Annotated in this window: 15 protein-coding genes; 10 read left to right on the top strand and 5 right to left on the bottom strand. The window is 66.6% G+C overall.

Annotated features, from left to right (window positions below; all coding sequences use genetic code 11):
- Positions 1-267 precede the first annotated feature (267 nt).
- Together ACQPYH_RS04160 and ACQPYH_RS04155 are read right to left on the bottom strand one after the other, a co-directional pair.
- Entirely contained in the window at positions 268-489 is a 222-nt protein-coding gene (locus ACQPYH_RS04160; RefSeq protein ID WP_432886785.1) for a hypothetical protein, read from the bottom strand.
- 473 nt (positions 490-962) lie between these two features.
- Entirely contained in the window at positions 963-2,495 is a 1,533-nt protein-coding gene (locus ACQPYH_RS04155) for a recombinase family protein (RefSeq protein ID WP_432886782.1), read from the bottom strand.
- Positions 2,496-2,514: 19 nt separating this feature from the next.
- Here ACQPYH_RS04155 and ACQPYH_RS04150 point away from each other — a divergent pair, with 19 nt between their 5' ends.
- From ACQPYH_RS04150 to ACQPYH_RS04115, 8 genes are all read left to right on the top strand, one after another.
- Positions 2,515-3,357, top strand: a complete 843-nt coding sequence (locus ACQPYH_RS04150) for a hypothetical protein (RefSeq protein WP_432886779.1) — start codon at positions 2,515-2,517, stop codon at positions 3,355-3,357.
- A gap of 204 nt (positions 3,358-3,561) precedes the next feature.
- Complete coding sequence (locus ACQPYH_RS04145; RefSeq protein ID WP_432886776.1) at positions 3,562-3,762, top strand: hypothetical protein; 201 nt, start codon at positions 3,562-3,564, stop codon at positions 3,760-3,762.
- A 37-nt stretch (positions 3,763-3,799) separates the two neighbouring features.
- Complete coding sequence (locus ACQPYH_RS04140) at positions 3,800-4,810, top strand: LacI family DNA-binding transcriptional regulator (RefSeq protein ID WP_432886773.1); 1,011 nt, start codon at positions 3,800-3,802, stop codon at positions 4,808-4,810.
- Between the two features lie 94 nt (positions 4,811-4,904).
- Positions 4,905-6,194, top strand: coding sequence for an extracellular solute-binding protein (locus ACQPYH_RS04135; protein WP_432886770.1), 1,290 nt, complete (start codon positions 4,905-4,907; stop codon positions 6,192-6,194).
- Positions 6,195-6,207: 13 nt separating this feature from the next.
- Positions 6,208-7,149 (top strand): carbohydrate ABC transporter permease, encoded by a 942-nt coding sequence (locus tag ACQPYH_RS04130; RefSeq protein WP_432886767.1) that lies wholly within the window; start codon positions 6,208-6,210, stop codon positions 7,147-7,149.
- A complete protein-coding gene (locus ACQPYH_RS04125; protein ID WP_432886764.1) occupies positions 7,146-8,018 on the top strand; it encodes a carbohydrate ABC transporter permease in 873 nt (290 codons plus the stop codon). The genes ACQPYH_RS04130 and ACQPYH_RS04125 overlap by 4 nt, the downstream gene beginning before the upstream one ends.
- Before the next feature lie 24 nt (positions 8,019-8,042).
- Positions 8,043-9,545, top strand: a complete 1,503-nt coding sequence (locus tag ACQPYH_RS04120; protein ID WP_432886761.1) for an alpha-N-arabinofuranosidase — start codon at positions 8,043-8,045, stop codon at positions 9,543-9,545.
- 69 nt (positions 9,546-9,614) lie between these two features.
- The gene (locus tag ACQPYH_RS04115; RefSeq protein WP_432886757.1) at positions 9,615-10,232 is read left to right on the top strand and encodes a TMEM175 family protein; all 618 of its coding nucleotides are present in this window, start codon (positions 9,615-9,617) and stop codon (positions 10,230-10,232) included.
- Here the strand turns inward: ACQPYH_RS04115 and ACQPYH_RS04110 are convergent.
- Positions 10,216-10,668, bottom strand: coding sequence for a GNAT family N-acetyltransferase (locus ACQPYH_RS04110; protein WP_432886754.1), 453 nt, complete (start codon positions 10,666-10,668; stop codon positions 10,216-10,218). The two genes, ACQPYH_RS04115 and ACQPYH_RS04110, sit on opposite strands and share 17 nt — an antisense overlap.
- Before the next feature lie 10 nt (positions 10,669-10,678).
- A complete protein-coding gene (locus ACQPYH_RS04105; protein WP_432886751.1) occupies positions 10,679-11,359 on the bottom strand; it encodes a siderophore-interacting protein in 681 nt (226 codons plus the stop codon).
- 113 nt (positions 11,360-11,472) lie between these two features.
- Here ACQPYH_RS04105 and ACQPYH_RS04100 point away from each other — a divergent pair, with 113 nt between their 5' ends.
- Positions 11,473-14,049, top strand: coding sequence for a GNAT family N-acetyltransferase (locus ACQPYH_RS04100; protein WP_432886748.1), 2,577 nt, complete (start codon positions 11,473-11,475; stop codon positions 14,047-14,049).
- Complete coding sequence (locus ACQPYH_RS04095; protein WP_432886745.1) at positions 14,046-14,354, top strand: hypothetical protein; 309 nt, start codon at positions 14,046-14,048, stop codon at positions 14,352-14,354. The genes ACQPYH_RS04100 and ACQPYH_RS04095 overlap by 4 nt, the downstream gene beginning before the upstream one ends.
- On the opposite strand, the gene ACQPYH_RS04090 is transcribed toward ACQPYH_RS04095, so the two are convergent.
- Positions 14,351-14,650 (bottom strand): hypothetical protein, encoded by a 300-nt coding sequence (locus ACQPYH_RS04090; RefSeq protein WP_432886742.1) that lies wholly within the window; start codon positions 14,648-14,650, stop codon positions 14,351-14,353. The two genes, ACQPYH_RS04095 and ACQPYH_RS04090, sit on opposite strands and share 4 nt — an antisense overlap.
- Between the last annotated feature and the right edge of the window lie 73 nt (positions 14,651-14,723).

Raw genomic sequence — 14,723 nt, 5'->3', positions numbered from 1 at the left:
CAGCGGCCGTCCGCGCGGACCAGAGTTGGGGCCTCAGGCAACTTGGCCGGCGCGAGCGCAAGCACCAGATCCGACACCGCAATCACGTGCACACCGCGTACCGAACCTTCGGCAATCCCGTTACCCGCAAGGGCCAGATCCGCCAGTGCAACGCACTCGGGTGATTCCAACGCGTCGGCGGCTTCGCGTACGCTGTGGGAAAGATCAACGGCTTGGTGGCGGTAGGTCTTGGAGGGGCACTCGGCAGCGGGTGCCCCTCGCCTCTTTCTAGACGGCGTCACTCTCACCACCACCTGACGTGTCGTTGGCGGAAGCAACGATTTCGCCGTTCAGGTCGTCGGTAGTGAGCCTGCCGCGTTCCAGAGCGGCACGAACGATCCGGGCGGCGCGCGCGAGTCGGACAGGATCATCGGTCGCGCGCAAAGCCGCGTTGCGCAATGCCGCGTTGCGCGCAGGCGCGGTACGAGCCGCGTTGGACTGGGCGAACATAGAACATCGCTCCTCAAGCCCTCCTGCTGGGGAGTGCCGGGGAGCGACTTGACGGGCGGCTTCGCTGCGGACCGCATCTGTGTTGTGCGGCCCACAGTACACGGCCCAGACCTGTCAGGTGTGCAGGTCCAGCCAGGATGCGCGGGTCCGGCCTTCCCTGACCAGCCGGTGGTAGCTCGCATCCAGAGTCTGCTGCCCGATGGTCTTGCTCAGGGTCCTGCCGCGATGCCCGCGACCTCGGCATTCAAGCCGTTTCCGGCCGACGCTCGATGACGAGTCCGGGCCCCCAGTCAGGTCGGCATCGACAACGCGGGTCACCCAACCCGCCTGTCCCCGGCGACCGCCCGAACTGGTCAAGGTCCCGCCGGGGTCGCCGCTGTCGGGGACGATCGTTCCGGCGAACTCGGCGCGAGTACCGACCCAATGCAACGTGCCCACGGGACGGTGACAACCAGGACACTCGATCAACACGTTCATGGGTGCATCCTGATCTCGACCCTGCCCCCGTCGAATTCCCGCGTTCCTGGTGCGGCCCGGTGGACAGCCACGGTATCGATGAACAACCGCAAAAACTCCCGGCATTCATCCAAAGTCATACGCCCGTCCCGACCACGGTCCTCCGGCGTCGGCGGCCACGTCGCACGGACCTTTGCGATATCCACGTTCACGACCGGCGGCGGCACGGCGCGCAGCTCGGCTTTCAGCTCCTCCTCGCGTTCATTCTGTGCACGCCGCGCAGTCTGCCATTCCGCCGTTGTCAGTGCGTCCGGGTGTCCGGCGGGGAGGTTCCAGAAGTGGGCCAGCTCCTCCCGCTTGCGCTCGACGGCCTCCAGCGCGGCAGCGATCCTCTGCCGGCGGTCAGCATGGTTGTCGGCGGCAACCTTTTCCAGGAACTCGGGTTTGTCGAGTTCAGCGAACAGTTGGTCAACCACGAACCGGCTGGTCGGTTCAAGGGCAATGCCGATACAGCCGCGCCCGTTGCGGCGTACGCCGTTCTCATCGGTCCACTGCCGTCCCGGCGTGCACAGCAGGTACGGCGTACTCGTGACCTTGCCAGTCTTGGTCTTCTTCCGCTGCTTTAGCGTCCCAACCAACGGCGCGCCGCAGACACCACAGTGCGCGAGCCCCGTCAACTCGTACTTGCGGCCCTTGGCGTGTCCGCGATGCTGCGCACCAACCGCATAGGTACCGCCGTCCTTACGCCGAACCACCCGGTCCACGTCGAGCTTGGCCTTCACCGCCCGCCGGATCTGCTCGTCCAGGATCGGTTCCCACACACCCGGGCCAACCACGCGACCCCGATAAACCCGGAGGCCAGACACCGCCGGATTCGTGGTCATCGACCGGACCGCGCTCACGCCGATCCGGCCACCGTGGGAACCGGTCAGACCGCGCGCCCGTAGTTCGGCGGCGATGTTCGTCAGCGACCACCCGGCCAACACCTGATCAGCGGCCCAACGAATCGCGTCAGCCTGCTCCGGGATGATCTCCAACGTCTTGTTGTCCTCAGCATCTTTCGTGTGCCGATAGCCGAATACGGTGCCCCCCGGAGGACGGCCCGACGCGGCGACCTCGGCCAATCGGTCGGTCACGCGCTTCTTCAGCTTGCGCACCTCACCCGCATTCAGCACCGCCTTGATTCCGGCGACCTCATCCCGCACCCGAACGATGCCGTCCCGGTTGGTGTGCAACTCGGTGATCCCGGCCGCATCCAGTTCGGCCGCCAGTACGAACCAGCCCACCTCGCGGCGCTCCAACCGGGACTGCTCCACCGCCCAGACGTGCGCGACCCGCCCCGCCGCGACCCACTCCCGGAACCGTTCGAACTCCGGCCGGTGATCGCCGTTCGCCGCCGAGATGTTGTTGTCCTTGAACACCTCGACCGCCTGACCCGGCCACGCGGTGGCCGCATACTCGCGGCCCCACTTCTCCTGAGCCTTCACACCCTCGGTCTTGCCGTTCCGATCCTTCGAAATCCGGCAGTACAGCGCAACAATCCTGCTCATGACCCCAGTGTGTCACTTCATGGCATCTCTCATCGCTGCGGCCGACGAACACGCCCCGCTCGTCGGCTGCTTCGGCCGCCTCGTCGCGGGCCAGGTCGGGGTCGGCGTGTGCCTTGGCGGCACGGATGATCCTGTCCAGCCGGTACGGCGTAATGCAGTCGATCAGCGATGCGGCGCGTTTGTCGACGGCGCGGGCGGCTTGTTCGGACAGTTTCAGGCAGGCCGAGGCGAGGCGGCGGGCTTTCCACGGGGTGGCATCACCGGACAGGACGCGGGCCCAGGTGAGCGGGAACCGGTGCTGCAGCGCGAGCGCTTCACCAAGGAAGCCGGCGGCCACTGTCGAGGAGATGCCGAGCATCAGAGCGAATTCGGAGATCGCGAACTCCGCGATCTCCGGGCAGCCGTCACCGCCGAGCACCACCGCGCGCTCGCGTCCATCGGCGGTCCGGCGACCGGGCCTGAGGCCACAGACCGACGGGTGGAAGCGGTCGGCGTAGATCTGGGCATGCTGCAGCAGCCGCGCGTCGGCCTGATTGGCCATCGCGCGGTGCTCGGCGGCCGACTCGAGCAGGTCGGCCGTCGACAGCGTCTCCAGATCCGTGTCGAACATGTGTTCGATTCTATCTGTTCGAGATCAGCACGCCAAATCGGCCGAGCCGCGGAACCCCTTATTTACAAGCCGAACGGACGCGCAACGGCCATCGCGGTCAGGGCTTGCGGTCGAGATCGCCGGTCTCGGCGACGGCCGCCGTTCCAGTGCCGGTCGGCACGCCCCGGAGCCGGCGGGCACGGTGCGCCCCAGCTCCGATTCCTCCGCCACGGGGGGCAAGGTCTTTTCCTGACACGCTTCGCAGCTCAGTGAGCTTGCGGGCGGTCACCGGAGCCGACCACTACCCTAAATCTGTTCCTTTTGCTCTTTCTTTAGTCTCTTCCTGAAGCCTGCTCAGAGCCTGTCTTTCGTATTTTCTTCAATCGTCTTTAAAGCTTCTCTTCTTTTGTTGTTATCTTTCGGTTGATGGCGGGAGGCGTATCGTGGCCTCAGGAACGAACTGCCAGGGAGGGTGCGATGAGTTTCGACAGGCCAGGGCTGCCAAATCCCGGTTATGAGGTGGATCCTGCGGTGGAGGACGTGCTGCGGGAGGAGGGTGTGGAGCTGGACGACGACAACGAGCCGGACATCGCCGACCACCCGGGCGGCCGCTCGGCCGGCCCGCAGCCGAACCCGCCACGCCGTCCGCCGCACAACGAGGCGGCCCCGGAGGAGTGAGCTCTGCACTACCGTGGCTGCCCATGAGGGACATGCCATGGCGGTGACGATGCGCGACGTCGCGCGCGAGGCCGGCGTGTCTCCGAAGACGGTCTCGAACGTGATGAACGGCTATCCGTACATCCGCGCCGAGACGCGCACGAAGGTGCTCGCGGCGATCGATGCCCTCGGCTACCGGATGAACATCTCCGCCCGGAACCTGAAGTCCGGGCGGACCGGTGTCATCGGCCTCGCCGTACCGGAGCTGAGCCTGCCGTACTTCGGTGAGCTCGCCGACCAGGTCATCGTGGCGGCCGACGATCACGGCCTGACCGTGATGATCGAACAGACCGGCGCAGACCGTGATCGCGAGCTGAGCGTCCTCGGGCGCCCTCGCGGCCACCTGGTCGACGGCCTGCTCTACAGTCCGCTCGGCCTCGGCCAGGAAGACATCGGCCACCTGAAGTCGAACACGCCGATGGTGCTGCTCGGTGAGCGGATCTTCCACAGCCCGGTCGATCACGTGATGATCGACAACGTCCCGGCCACCAAGGCCGCGGTCGAACATCTGCTGGCTTTGGGGCGCCGCCGGATCGCGGTCCTCGGCGTACATCCCGGCGAGAAGATCGGTACGGCGGCCATCCGGTACGGCGCCTACGCCGAGGCCCTCACCGAGCACGGTCTCAAGGTCCCGGAGGAGCTGGCGTTCCCGGCCGGGCGCTGGCACCGCTCGACCGGAGCCGAGGCGACGGAGCGACTACTCGCGTCAGGCCTGAAGTTCGACGCTCTGTTAGGGCTGAACGACACCCTCGCGCTGGGGGCACTCCGAGTGCTCACCCAGCGTGGCATCCGCGTGCCGGACGACGTCGCGATCGCCGGCTTCGACAACATCGACGAGGCCAGTTACAGCACCCCGAGCCTGACCACGGTCGACCCGGGCCGCGCGGAGATCGCGCAGAGGGCCGTCGACCTGCTGGTACGCCGAATGGCCGGGGACGACTCCGAACACGAGGAGATCGCGGCGCGGTACGAGCTCCACATCCGCGAATCCACGCTCGGTATCAACTGAGACCTTGACGCTCCCCGAGCGTCCGGGCATGATCCCTACACCGATGTAGTACATCGGTGTAGAAGCGCGCTCCGCCCCCGCCTGGAGGAGACTCATGCCCCCTGATTCACCACCCCTGCGCCCCGGGCGTCGAGCAGTACTTGGTGGCCTGCTCGGTGCACTCGCCCTCACCGGCTGCGGATCCGTCGGATCCAAGCCGAGGGTCCGCGAATGGAACCTGTTCGGCGGCGGTGACGGCGCCCGGCTGCTGCAGATCCATCAGCAGTACGTCGCCGAGCACCCCGACGTGCGGTTCAGCGCGACCACGCTCGCCTGGGGTCCGCCGTTCTACACCAAGCTCGCGATGTCGGCGGCCGGCGGCCGGGCACCCGAGGTCGCGACCATGCACATGTCCCGGCTGAAGGGATTCAGCCCGACGACGATGCTCGACCCGATTCCGGTCGACCTGCTCAACTCCGCCGGGGTGCAGCAGTCCGACTTCCTGCCGGCGACCTGGGACCGCTGCGTCATCGACGGCAAGTTGTACGCCGTACCGCTCGACCAGCATCCGTTCGTCCTCTACTACAACACCGACATCTGCAAGAAGGCCGGGCTGCTCGACGCGGACGGGAAGATCAAGCCGGTCAAGGGCGTGGACCCGTTCCTCGACATGCTCCGCGCGGTCAAGGACGTCACCGGCAAGTACGCTGTCTCGGTCGACACCACCAGCCCCTGGCGGCTCTGGTACACGCTGTACGGCCAGCTCGAGGGCAAGTTCTTCAACGAGGACGGCACGCAGCTCGTGCTCGACGATGCCAAGGCGCTCGAAGCCCTGGATCTGATCGCGAAGCTCGCCAGTGAAGGGCTGACCCCGAAGTCTGCGAACTACGCGGCGCTGGTGGCGCAGTTCACCAACGGCGACGCGGGGATGAGCTTCAACGGCGAGTGGGAGGTCACGACGTACCAGACCGCGAAGCTGCCGTTCAGCATGGCGCCGTTCCCGGTCGTGTACGACGTACCGAAGTTCCAGGGCGACTCCCACACGTTCGTGTTGCCGCACCAGGCGCACCGCAACGCCGACGACACCAAGGCGACGATCGAGTACATCGCCTGGATGCTGAAGCACAGCGCCGAGTGGGCGGCCGGCGGCCACATCCCGGCGTACCAGCCGGTGGTGAAGAGCACGGAGTACCTGAACCTCAAGCCGCAGGCGGAGTACCGCAGCGTCGCGCCGAACGTGCTGTACGACCCGGACGCGTGGTTCAGCGGGTCGGGAGCCCAACTGGAGAACGAATCGGCGGCCGCCTTCAGCGGGATCGCGAGCGGACAGGCCACTCCGAAGACCGCCCTCGCCCAGTTCAAGGCAGCGACGCAGAAGCTGCTCGACACCCCGTCCCCGGTCTGAAAGGAGGCCCATCATGGCTGTGCAAACACCCTCTCGTGCCATCGACGCCACCCCGCCGGCCGCGACCAAGCAGGCCGCCGGCCGGCCCTGGCAGGAGCGTTGGGGCGGGCTGCTCTTCGTGGCGCCGTTCCTGCTGCTCTTCGCGGTCTTCATGCTCTGGCCGATCGTGTCCGGGCTGTGGAACAGCTTCTTCAACACCAGCCTGGCCGGGGTGAAACACCAGTTTCTCGGCCTGGCCAACTGGCGGGAGATGGCCGGCGACCCGGCCGTCTGGTCGTCGCTGAAGAACACCCTGGTCTTCACCGCGATGAGCACGCCGCCGCTGGTGATCGTCGCGCTGGTGATGGCGCTCCTGGCCAACCGCAAGGGACTGCTCGGCTGGCTGCTGCGCTTCTCGTACTTCGCTCCGTTCGTCCTGCCGGCCACTGTGGTGACGCTGATCTGGGTGTGGATATTCCAACCCGGTTTCGGCCTGGTGAACGGGCTGCTGACGGCCGGCGGGTTCGCCGAGATCGACTGGCTGAACACCGAGAACCGCGCCATGCTCGCGATCGTGATCACCACGGTCTGGTGGACCGTGGGGTTCAACTTCCTGCTCTATCTCGCCGCCCTGCAAGGGATCCCGGCCCAGGTCTACGAGGCGGCCGCGATCGACGGGGCGAACGGCCGGCAGCAGTTGTTCCGGATCACGCTGCCGTTGCTGAGCCGGACCACCGGGCTGATCGTCGTACTGCAACTGGTGGCGTCGTTGAAGATCTTCGACCAGGTCTACCTGATGACCGACGGCGGGCCGAACTTCGCGACCCGGCCGATCATCCAGTACATCTACGAGAACGGCTTCACCAACTACCGGATCGGCTACGCGTCGGCGATCTCGTACATGTTCTTCGCGGTCATCGTGGTGGTCGCGCTGCTGCAGTTCAAACTGTTCTCCGGTCGAGGGGAGGCGGAATGACGACCGTCGCGTTGCCTACAGCCACCAAGTCGGCGGCGAGCCGCCCACCACGCTGGACCTTTCCGAAGGCGGCGACCGCCGTCGGCGCCGTCATCCTCGCCGTCGTCTGGCTCGTTCCATTGTTGTGGGCCCTGGACACTTCGCTCAAGCCGGAGCCCGAGACCACCCGGGCGCCGATCACCTGGTTCCCGCAGACGCCGACCGCCGACGCCTATCGGAGCGTCATCGACCAGGGTGATCTGATCCGCTGGTTCCTGAACAGCACCGTCGTCTCGATCCTGGTGACGGCGCTGACATTGATCGTCTCCGTCCTGGCGGCGTACGGCTTCTCGCGGACGACGTTCCCGGGCCGGCGGGTGCTGTTCGGCTTGATCATCGCCGGCATCCTGGTGCCGCCGCAGGTGCTGATCGTGCCGCTGTTCCAGGAGATGACCGGCCTCGGCCTGGTCGACACCTACTGGGGCATCGTGCTTCCGCAGGTGGTCGCGCCGGTGATGGTGTTCGTGCTGAAGAAGTTCTTCGACGGCATCTCCCGCGACTACGAGGACGCCGCCCGGGTCGACGGCGCGTCTCGGTGGCGGATCGTCTGGAGTGTGATGGTGCCGATGTCGCGGCCGATCCTCGTTGCCGTCGGCATCTTCACGTTCATCGGGGCCTGGAACAACTTCCTCTGGCCCTTCATCGTGACCACCGACCCGTCAATGATGACGATCCCGGTCGGCCTCGCCAACGTGCAGGGCTCGTACGGCCTGCGCTACGCCCAGATCATGGCATCGGCCGTACTGGGCGGACTTCCGTTGCTGATCGTCTACGCCCTGTTCCAGCGCCACGTCGTCCGCGGTGTGGGCGACGCGGGGATCAAGGGCTAGACAAACTATGACAGGAGCAACCTGGTGCCCGCTGCCAATCTGACCATCGACCCTGCGTTCACGATCGCGCCCGTGAACCGTCGTACCTTCGGGACCTTCGTCGAGCACATGGGCCGGTGTGTCTACACCGGCATCTACGAACCCGGCCACGCGACCGCCGACGAGGACGGCTTCCGCAAGGACGTCCTCGAGCTGACTCGTGAGCTCGGCGTGTCCGTGGTGCGTTACCCCGGCGGCAACTTCGTCTCCGGTTACCGCTGGGAGGACGGTGTCGGTCCGCGGGACGAGCGGCCGCGCCGGCTCGACCTGGCCTGGCACAGCATCGAGACCAACGAGTTCGGCCTCGACGAGTTCAGCAAGTGGTGTGTGAAGGCCGGCGTCGAGCCGATGATGGCGCTCAACCTCGGGACGCGGGGTGTCCAGGAGGCGCTCGACCTGCTCGAGTACACGAACCACCCGGGCGGTACGGCGTTGTCCGACCTGCGTGAGCAGCACGGCGCAGCGCCGTACGGGATCAAACTGTGGTGCCTGGGCAACGAGTTGGACGGGCCGTGGCAGGTCGGTCACAAGACGCCGACGGAGTACGGACGGCTCGCGGCCGAGACCGCGCGGGTGATGCGGATGGTCGACAAGGACCTGGAACTCGTGGCGTGCGGATCGTCGTCGTCGCGGATGCCGCTGTTCGGGACCTGGGAGCGCGACGTACTGCGGGAAACGTACGAGTTCGTCGAGTACATCTCCTGCCACGCGTACTACGGCAACGACGACGGCGACACCGCCTCGTTCCTGGCGTCCGCGGTGAACATGGACCACTTCATCGAGTCCGTCGTGGCGACCGCCGATCACGTCGGCGCGGAGCTCAAGAGCAGCAAGAAGATCGGCATCTCGTTCGACGAGTGGAACGTCTGGTACGGCGAGCGCTCCCGCCGTACCGACGGCCCGCACGACCAGTGGGAGGTGGCGCCGCGACGGATCGAGGACGAGTACAACGTCACCGATGCCGTTGTCCTCGGCAACCTGCTGATCTCGTTGCTCCGGCACAGCGACCGGGTCGGGGTCGCCTGCCTGGCCCAGCTCGCGAATGTGATCGCTCCGATCATGACCGAGCCCGGCGGCGCGGCCTGGCGGCAGCCGACGTTCCACCCGTTCGCGATCACGTCCCGGCTCGCGTCCGGTCAGGTCCTCCGGGTCGAGACCGACTCGCCTCTCACCACGACCGAGAAGTACGGCGACGTACCGGCGGTCGACGCGGTCGCGACGTACGACGAAGGCAAGGTCGCGATCTTCGCCGTCAACCGGTCGACCGAGGGGCCGATCGAGGTGACCGTCGACGTCAGCCGCACCGGCGTCACGACCGTCGCCGAAGCGCTGATCGTGCACGACGCGGACCCACTGGCAACCAACTCGGCGACCAACCCCGACCGCGTCGTACCGCAACAGCTCGACGCGGCCACCCTCGTCGACGGCAAACTGACCGTTACCCTCCCGGCCATCAGCTGGACAGCCATTTCACTGTCGACGGACTGAGGTCGATTACGCTCAAGGCGATCAGTTCCGCGGTCCGTTCACCGGTGTACTAGGTCAGACTGGGTGCTCGTGAGCACTCAGTCTGACCTCGCGGAGACCAACCGGCTGGAAGCGTTCAGCGACGGCGTCTTCGCGATCGCGATCACCCTTCTCGTCCTCGAGCTGCACAGCCCTGAGCTCGAGGAGGGGCAGCGGCTGTGGCCGGCGTTGCTGGACGAGTGGCCGCAGTTCGCGGCGTACCTCACCAGCTTCGCGATCCTCGGCATCATGTGGGTCAACCACCACTCGATGTTCCGCCAGATCCAGCGCGCGGATCGCGGGCTGATGTTCCTCAACCTGTTGCTGCTGTTATGGGCGACGCTGCTGCCGTTCCCGACGAGTCTGTTCGCCGAGCATCTCGAGGACCACTCCATCAACGCGAACGTCGCAGCTGCCGTCTACAGCGCGAACCTGACGCTGGCGGCGATCGCGTTCAGCCTGATCTGGTGGTACGTACTGCGCCACCATCTGGTCGAGCACGAGATGACGAAGTCGCAGATGCGCAGGTCCTTGATCCGTTACTCCATGGGCACGGTGATCTACGGAGCCTGCATCGGGATCTCGTTCATCTCGGCCCAGGTGACCCTGCTGATCGTGTTCCTGCTCGCCCTGTACTACGGGTTCGAGCAGGTCAGGACCCGCGACTGAACTGGGTGACGAAGATGCCGGGGGCAACTTCCAGCCGGTTGACCTCTGCGTAACCGCGGGACTTGTAGAGGTTGACTGCGGGAGTGTTGGCCGAGCCGGTCGAGACCAGGCTGGTTGGTCGCGGTTCGAGATGGTCGAGATGGTCGAGCAGGGCTTTGCCGTGGCCTCGGCGGGCGTGGGCAGGGTCGACGATCAGGCGGGCGATCTCGACCGTGTCGTCGTCCGGGAACTCATACGCAACCGCGCCGACCAGGATGCTTCCGTCGTACCTGCCGAGCCAGTGCTCGGTGGACTGCAAGAGTCCGGCCAGGTCTTCCTGGAGTGGCGGGATGCCGTCGAAGCCGATCAGCTCGGCCTCGACGGCGTACGCGGCGTGCTGGATCTGCAGCAACCGCTCGGCGAGGATCTGGTCGGTGAGGTCGAGCGGCGTGATCACGCCGGCAAGATTACGCGGCCTTCCAGTAGCCGAGGGACTTCACGCGATGCTTCGGCACGGCGAGATCCTTCAGGACGTACGACGTGAGGGCGCGCGTGGTCGCGGTGTCGCACGCGATCCAGACGAACGTGTCGGGGCTGATCTCGTCCTTGAGCTCGGTCTTCACATGCTCGACCAGTCGCGACCGCGGGACGGTTCTCAGGTCGTGATGCTCCTCGGTGCGGAACGGCAGCTCCTGGTCAAGGTCGTGGGTAGTCTCGAACCAGATCGTCGCCGGCAGCTTCGGGGCGACCGCGAGCAGCGAGTTGATAGCGGGCAACGAGGCCGGGTCGCCGATCACCAGCATCCGCGGCGGCAGCGGGTCCGGCACCTCGAAGCCGGTCCCCTGCACCGTCGCCTCGATCGTGTCGCCGGGCTCGGCCTTCCGGGACCAGTCGCTCGCACATCCGTCGTGCAGCGCGAACTCCAGGCTGAACGTGCCGGCCTCGATGTCCGGATCGACCAGCGTGTACGCGCGCTGATGCGGCTTGCCCGCGTTGTCGAACCAGAGCCGCACCCACATCGTCGGATGTACGCCGGTCGCCTGCAGCAGCCCGCCGTCGGTGAAATGCACCCGACGATAGCGCTCGGTGACCTGTTCGGCACCCGTCACGGTGAAGACGAAGTCCTTCCCGCGAAACAGCTTGAGCACCACGCCTTCCCAGCCGTGCCCCACTACACACCTCCAGCGACAATTGCTCTTGCGGCGACGGATTGCTGCTGCGTAAGTTAGCGCAGCCTAACCTAACTGAAACGAGGCACGTTGTGAATGCGAGAGTGTTCCGGGACACGTACGGCGTGCCACACCTCCAGGCCGGCGACCCTCTCGCGTTGGTCTATCTGCAGGGCGTCAATGCCGCCCGGGACCGTGCCTGGCAGATCGAGCTGGAGCGCCGCCGCTACCTCGGCACCAGCGCGGCGTTCCTCGGGGCCGAGGCGGCCGGGTGGGATGTGTTCGCGCGACAGGCCCGGTTGGCGGACACGGCTCAGCGGTGTTTCGAGGCGCTCGACGACGAGACGCGCGAGTGGGTCACGGCGTACGTCGAGGGCGTGAATCATGCGCTGCCCGGTGGGGCCTTGCGGGCGCCGGAGTTCGCGGAGACCGGGTTGACGTTGCAGGAATGGGAGCCGTGGACGCCGCTCGGGATCTGGCTGGCGGTGCATGTGCTGTTCGCCGGCTTCCCGACGAAGTTGTGGCGGACGCATGTCGCGCGGCATCTCGGTGAGGACGCGTTGGATCTGTTCACGTCCGAGGGACCGCACGGGGCCGGAAGTAACGGGTGGCTGATCCCGGGATCGCAGACGGCGTCGGGGCAGGCGATCGTGGCCGGCGATCCGCATCGGTACGTCGAGAGCCCGGGCGTCTACCAGCAGATCCGGCTGACCTGCCCGGAGTACGACGTACTGGGGCTTGCCGTCCCCGGCATTCCGGGCCTGGCGCACTTCGGGCACACGGGTGGTGTCGCGTGGGCGATTACGAACGCGATGGCCGACTACCAGGACCTGTACGCCGAGCAGCTCCGTCGAACTGCTACCGGGGTGGAGGCCCTGGGCCCGGACGGTTGGAAGCCGGCCGCTGCGCATCGTGAGGTGGTCGAGGTCGCCGGCGCGGACCCGATCGAGGTCGAGGTGATCGAGACCGAGCGCGGTCCGGTCATCCAGGACGGAATCAGTCTGCGGTACCCGCCGCGGGTGACCGGCCGGCTCGGATTCCAGGTGATGGCTAAGTTGCTGCGGGCAACCACTGTCGCGGACGTCGATTCCGCCTTCGACGAGTGGATCGAACCGGTGAATGTGGTGATGGCGGCCGACACCGCGGGCGGGCTGCTGCACCGTACGGCCGGGCTGGTGCCGCGACGGCATGCGAGCAACCGGATGCGCGTCGTACCGGCTTGGGAGGCGGAGCATCAGTGGGACGGGTGGTACGACCCGATGCCGCGGGAGGACGTGGACGGTCCCGCGGTGATGGCGAATGCTCGTGAACTGGCGTCGCCGTTGGGCGTCGAGTTCGCAGCAATGCATCGTTCGGACCGGATCCGAGAACTGGTGAACGCCCGCGACGACTGGTCCGTCGACGACATGCCGTCGATCCACAAGGATACGTTCCTCGGCTCGGCCGGCTCCATCCTCGACCTCCTGATCGACCTCGAAGATCTCTCCACGCGGGCCGTTGCCCTGCGCACCGAACTGCTCGCCTGGGACCGCCACATGAACGCGGAGAGTACGACGGCCTCGTCGTACGCCGCGCTCCGCAAGGCCTTGATATCGCGGCTCACCGACCACTTCACGATCCTCGAGAACGCCGAGGTCGCGGAGGTCTTCGCGCCGTGGATGGATCCGTTGACGCACGTCTCCTACGCGCTCGAGAACCTGGTGGCGGCGGACCTGCCAGAGATCAACTTCGGCTGGTTGGCGCGGGAGGGGCTGGAGGAGGTTGCCGCGCACAAGCCTCGACCGCCGTGGGGCGAGACGCATCAGCTCTCGCCGTTGCATGCGTTGCGCGGGCCGGTGTTCACGCGAGATGAGGAGCCTTACGATCTGGCCCTCTCCGGCGATCATCATTGCGTCATGTCGACGTCAAGCCTGCCGGGGCTCACCGACGTCTGCATCCGTGCGTCGGCGGCGCGGTACGCCTGGGATCTTGCCGATCGTTCGGCCAGCAAGTGGATCGTGCCGCTCGGCGCGTCCGGCGTACTCGGGGATCCGCATCATCACGACCAACTGCCGTTGTGGTTGAGCGGATCGTTGGCTTCGGCGGTCGCTGCTACGGGTCGTGAGGATCGCGGGTATTCGGTTGAGTTGGACGGGTTCGGCACGGTCCGGCTCGAGGAGGCCGATCCGGCGCGGGACCTCGATCTGATTCACGAGTGGGTAACGGCCGAGCGGGCGACGTACTGGGGTATGGGCGAGCTGTCGCGCGACGAGATCGCTGCCACGTATCGCTTCCTGGACTCGGTGCCCACGCATCATGTGTACGTCGTGCGGCTGGATGAGATGCCGGTTGCGCTGCTGCAAACCTATGATCCGCAGGCGGATCCAGCCGGGGCGGCGTACGACATCAAAGCGGGCGATCTCGGGCTGCATCTGCTGATCGCACCCGGTGATCCGCAGCCGGGGTTCACCGCCAACCTGCTGAAAGCCCTTGCACAGTTTATGTTCGAGCATCTCGGGCATCCGCGCCTGGTGGTCGAGCCCGACGTACGCAACACCCGAGCCATCGACCGCTTCCACCGCACTGGCTTCACCCTCGGCCCCGAAGCCAAGATCCCCCAGCCCGACGGCTCGACCAAGACAGCCCAATTCGCCTTCCTCACAAAGGCGCAGTTCCGGGACTCGAAATGACCCTTGAAGTCCTGCATGTGCCGGACTGTCCCAACCTGGCTCCGATGCTGGAGCGGCTTGCGGAAGTCACCGATCGTCCTGTTACCACTCGCGAGATCCGGAGCGACGACGACGCTGTCAAGGTGGGCATGGCGGGCTCTCCGACCCTGCTGATCGACGGGATCGATCCCTTCGCCGAGGCCGCCTCGGCCGAGTGTGGGCTCGCCTGCCGGCTGTATCGCGATGAGGCCGGCCGGATCGTCCCAGTGCCGTCCACCGAACAACTGCGGGCTGCGCTGGCCGCACGGCGATTGGCGGACAGCTAGGGCAGGTGGCGGTCGAGGCGCTGTAGGAGGAGGCCGACCAGCGGTAGCCGGTGCCAGTTGTGGGCGATGACCCATTCGCGTACGCCGCTGATCGCGGACCGGATCCGCCCGGCGAGCGACGTACGGCGTTGGTCCTCCTGGCCGACGGCGCGGCGGTGGAGGAATCGGGCGCAACCGAAGCAGACGCCCACCTCGGGGTGGGAGCCGAGTCGTACGAGGTCGTTCTCCTCGAACTGGTTGCCGCAGCACCAGCACACCGGTGCCTGCGCCTGCGACGTCTCGTCCGCGACGGTCACGCCATCATCATCTGCCCAACTCCGCGGCGAGACCACAGCGCGGTTCTGGACAAATTCTTGGCGGCGGTGTCGG

The organism is Kribbella sp. CA-245084, from assembly GCF_050942355.1.
Taxonomy (GTDB): domain Bacteria; phylum Actinomycetota; class Actinomycetes; order Propionibacteriales; family Kribbellaceae; genus Kribbella.
Note: the sequence above shows the minus strand (reverse complement) of the source record. Positions and strands in the feature narration are given on the sequence as shown.

Bases quoted from the DNA above. Each gene is read 5' to 3' on its own strand.
- ACQPYH_RS04155 (WP_432886782.1), bottom strand. From the start codon at position 2,495: ATGAGCAGGATTGTTGCGCTGTACTGCCGGATTTCGAAGGATCGGAAC.
- ACQPYH_RS04145 (WP_432886776.1), top strand. From the start codon at position 3,562: ATGAGTTTCGACAGGCCAGGGCTGCCAAATCCCGGTTATGAGGTGGAT.
- ACQPYH_RS04140 (WP_432886773.1), top strand. From the start codon at position 3,800: ATGGCGGTGACGATGCGCGACGTCGCGCGCGAGGCCGGCGTGTCTCCG.
- ACQPYH_RS04125 (WP_432886764.1), top strand. From the start codon at position 7,146: ATGACGACCGTCGCGTTGCCTACAGCCACCAAGTCGGCGGCGAGCCGC.
- ACQPYH_RS04150 (WP_432886779.1), top strand. From the start codon at position 2,515: ATGGCATCTCTCATCGCTGCGGCCGACGAACACGCCCCGCTCGTCGGC.
- ACQPYH_RS04095 (WP_432886745.1), top strand. From the start codon at position 14,046: ATGACCCTTGAAGTCCTGCATGTGCCGGACTGTCCCAACCTGGCTCCG.
- ACQPYH_RS04135 (WP_432886770.1), top strand. From the start codon at position 4,905: ATGCCCCCTGATTCACCACCCCTGCGCCCCGGGCGTCGAGCAGTACTT.
- ACQPYH_RS04160 (WP_432886785.1), bottom strand. From the start codon at position 489: ATGTTCGCCCAGTCCAACGCGGCTCGTACCGCGCCTGCGCGCAACGCG.
- ACQPYH_RS04130 (WP_432886767.1), top strand. From the start codon at position 6,208: ATGGCTGTGCAAACACCCTCTCGTGCCATCGACGCCACCCCGCCGGCC.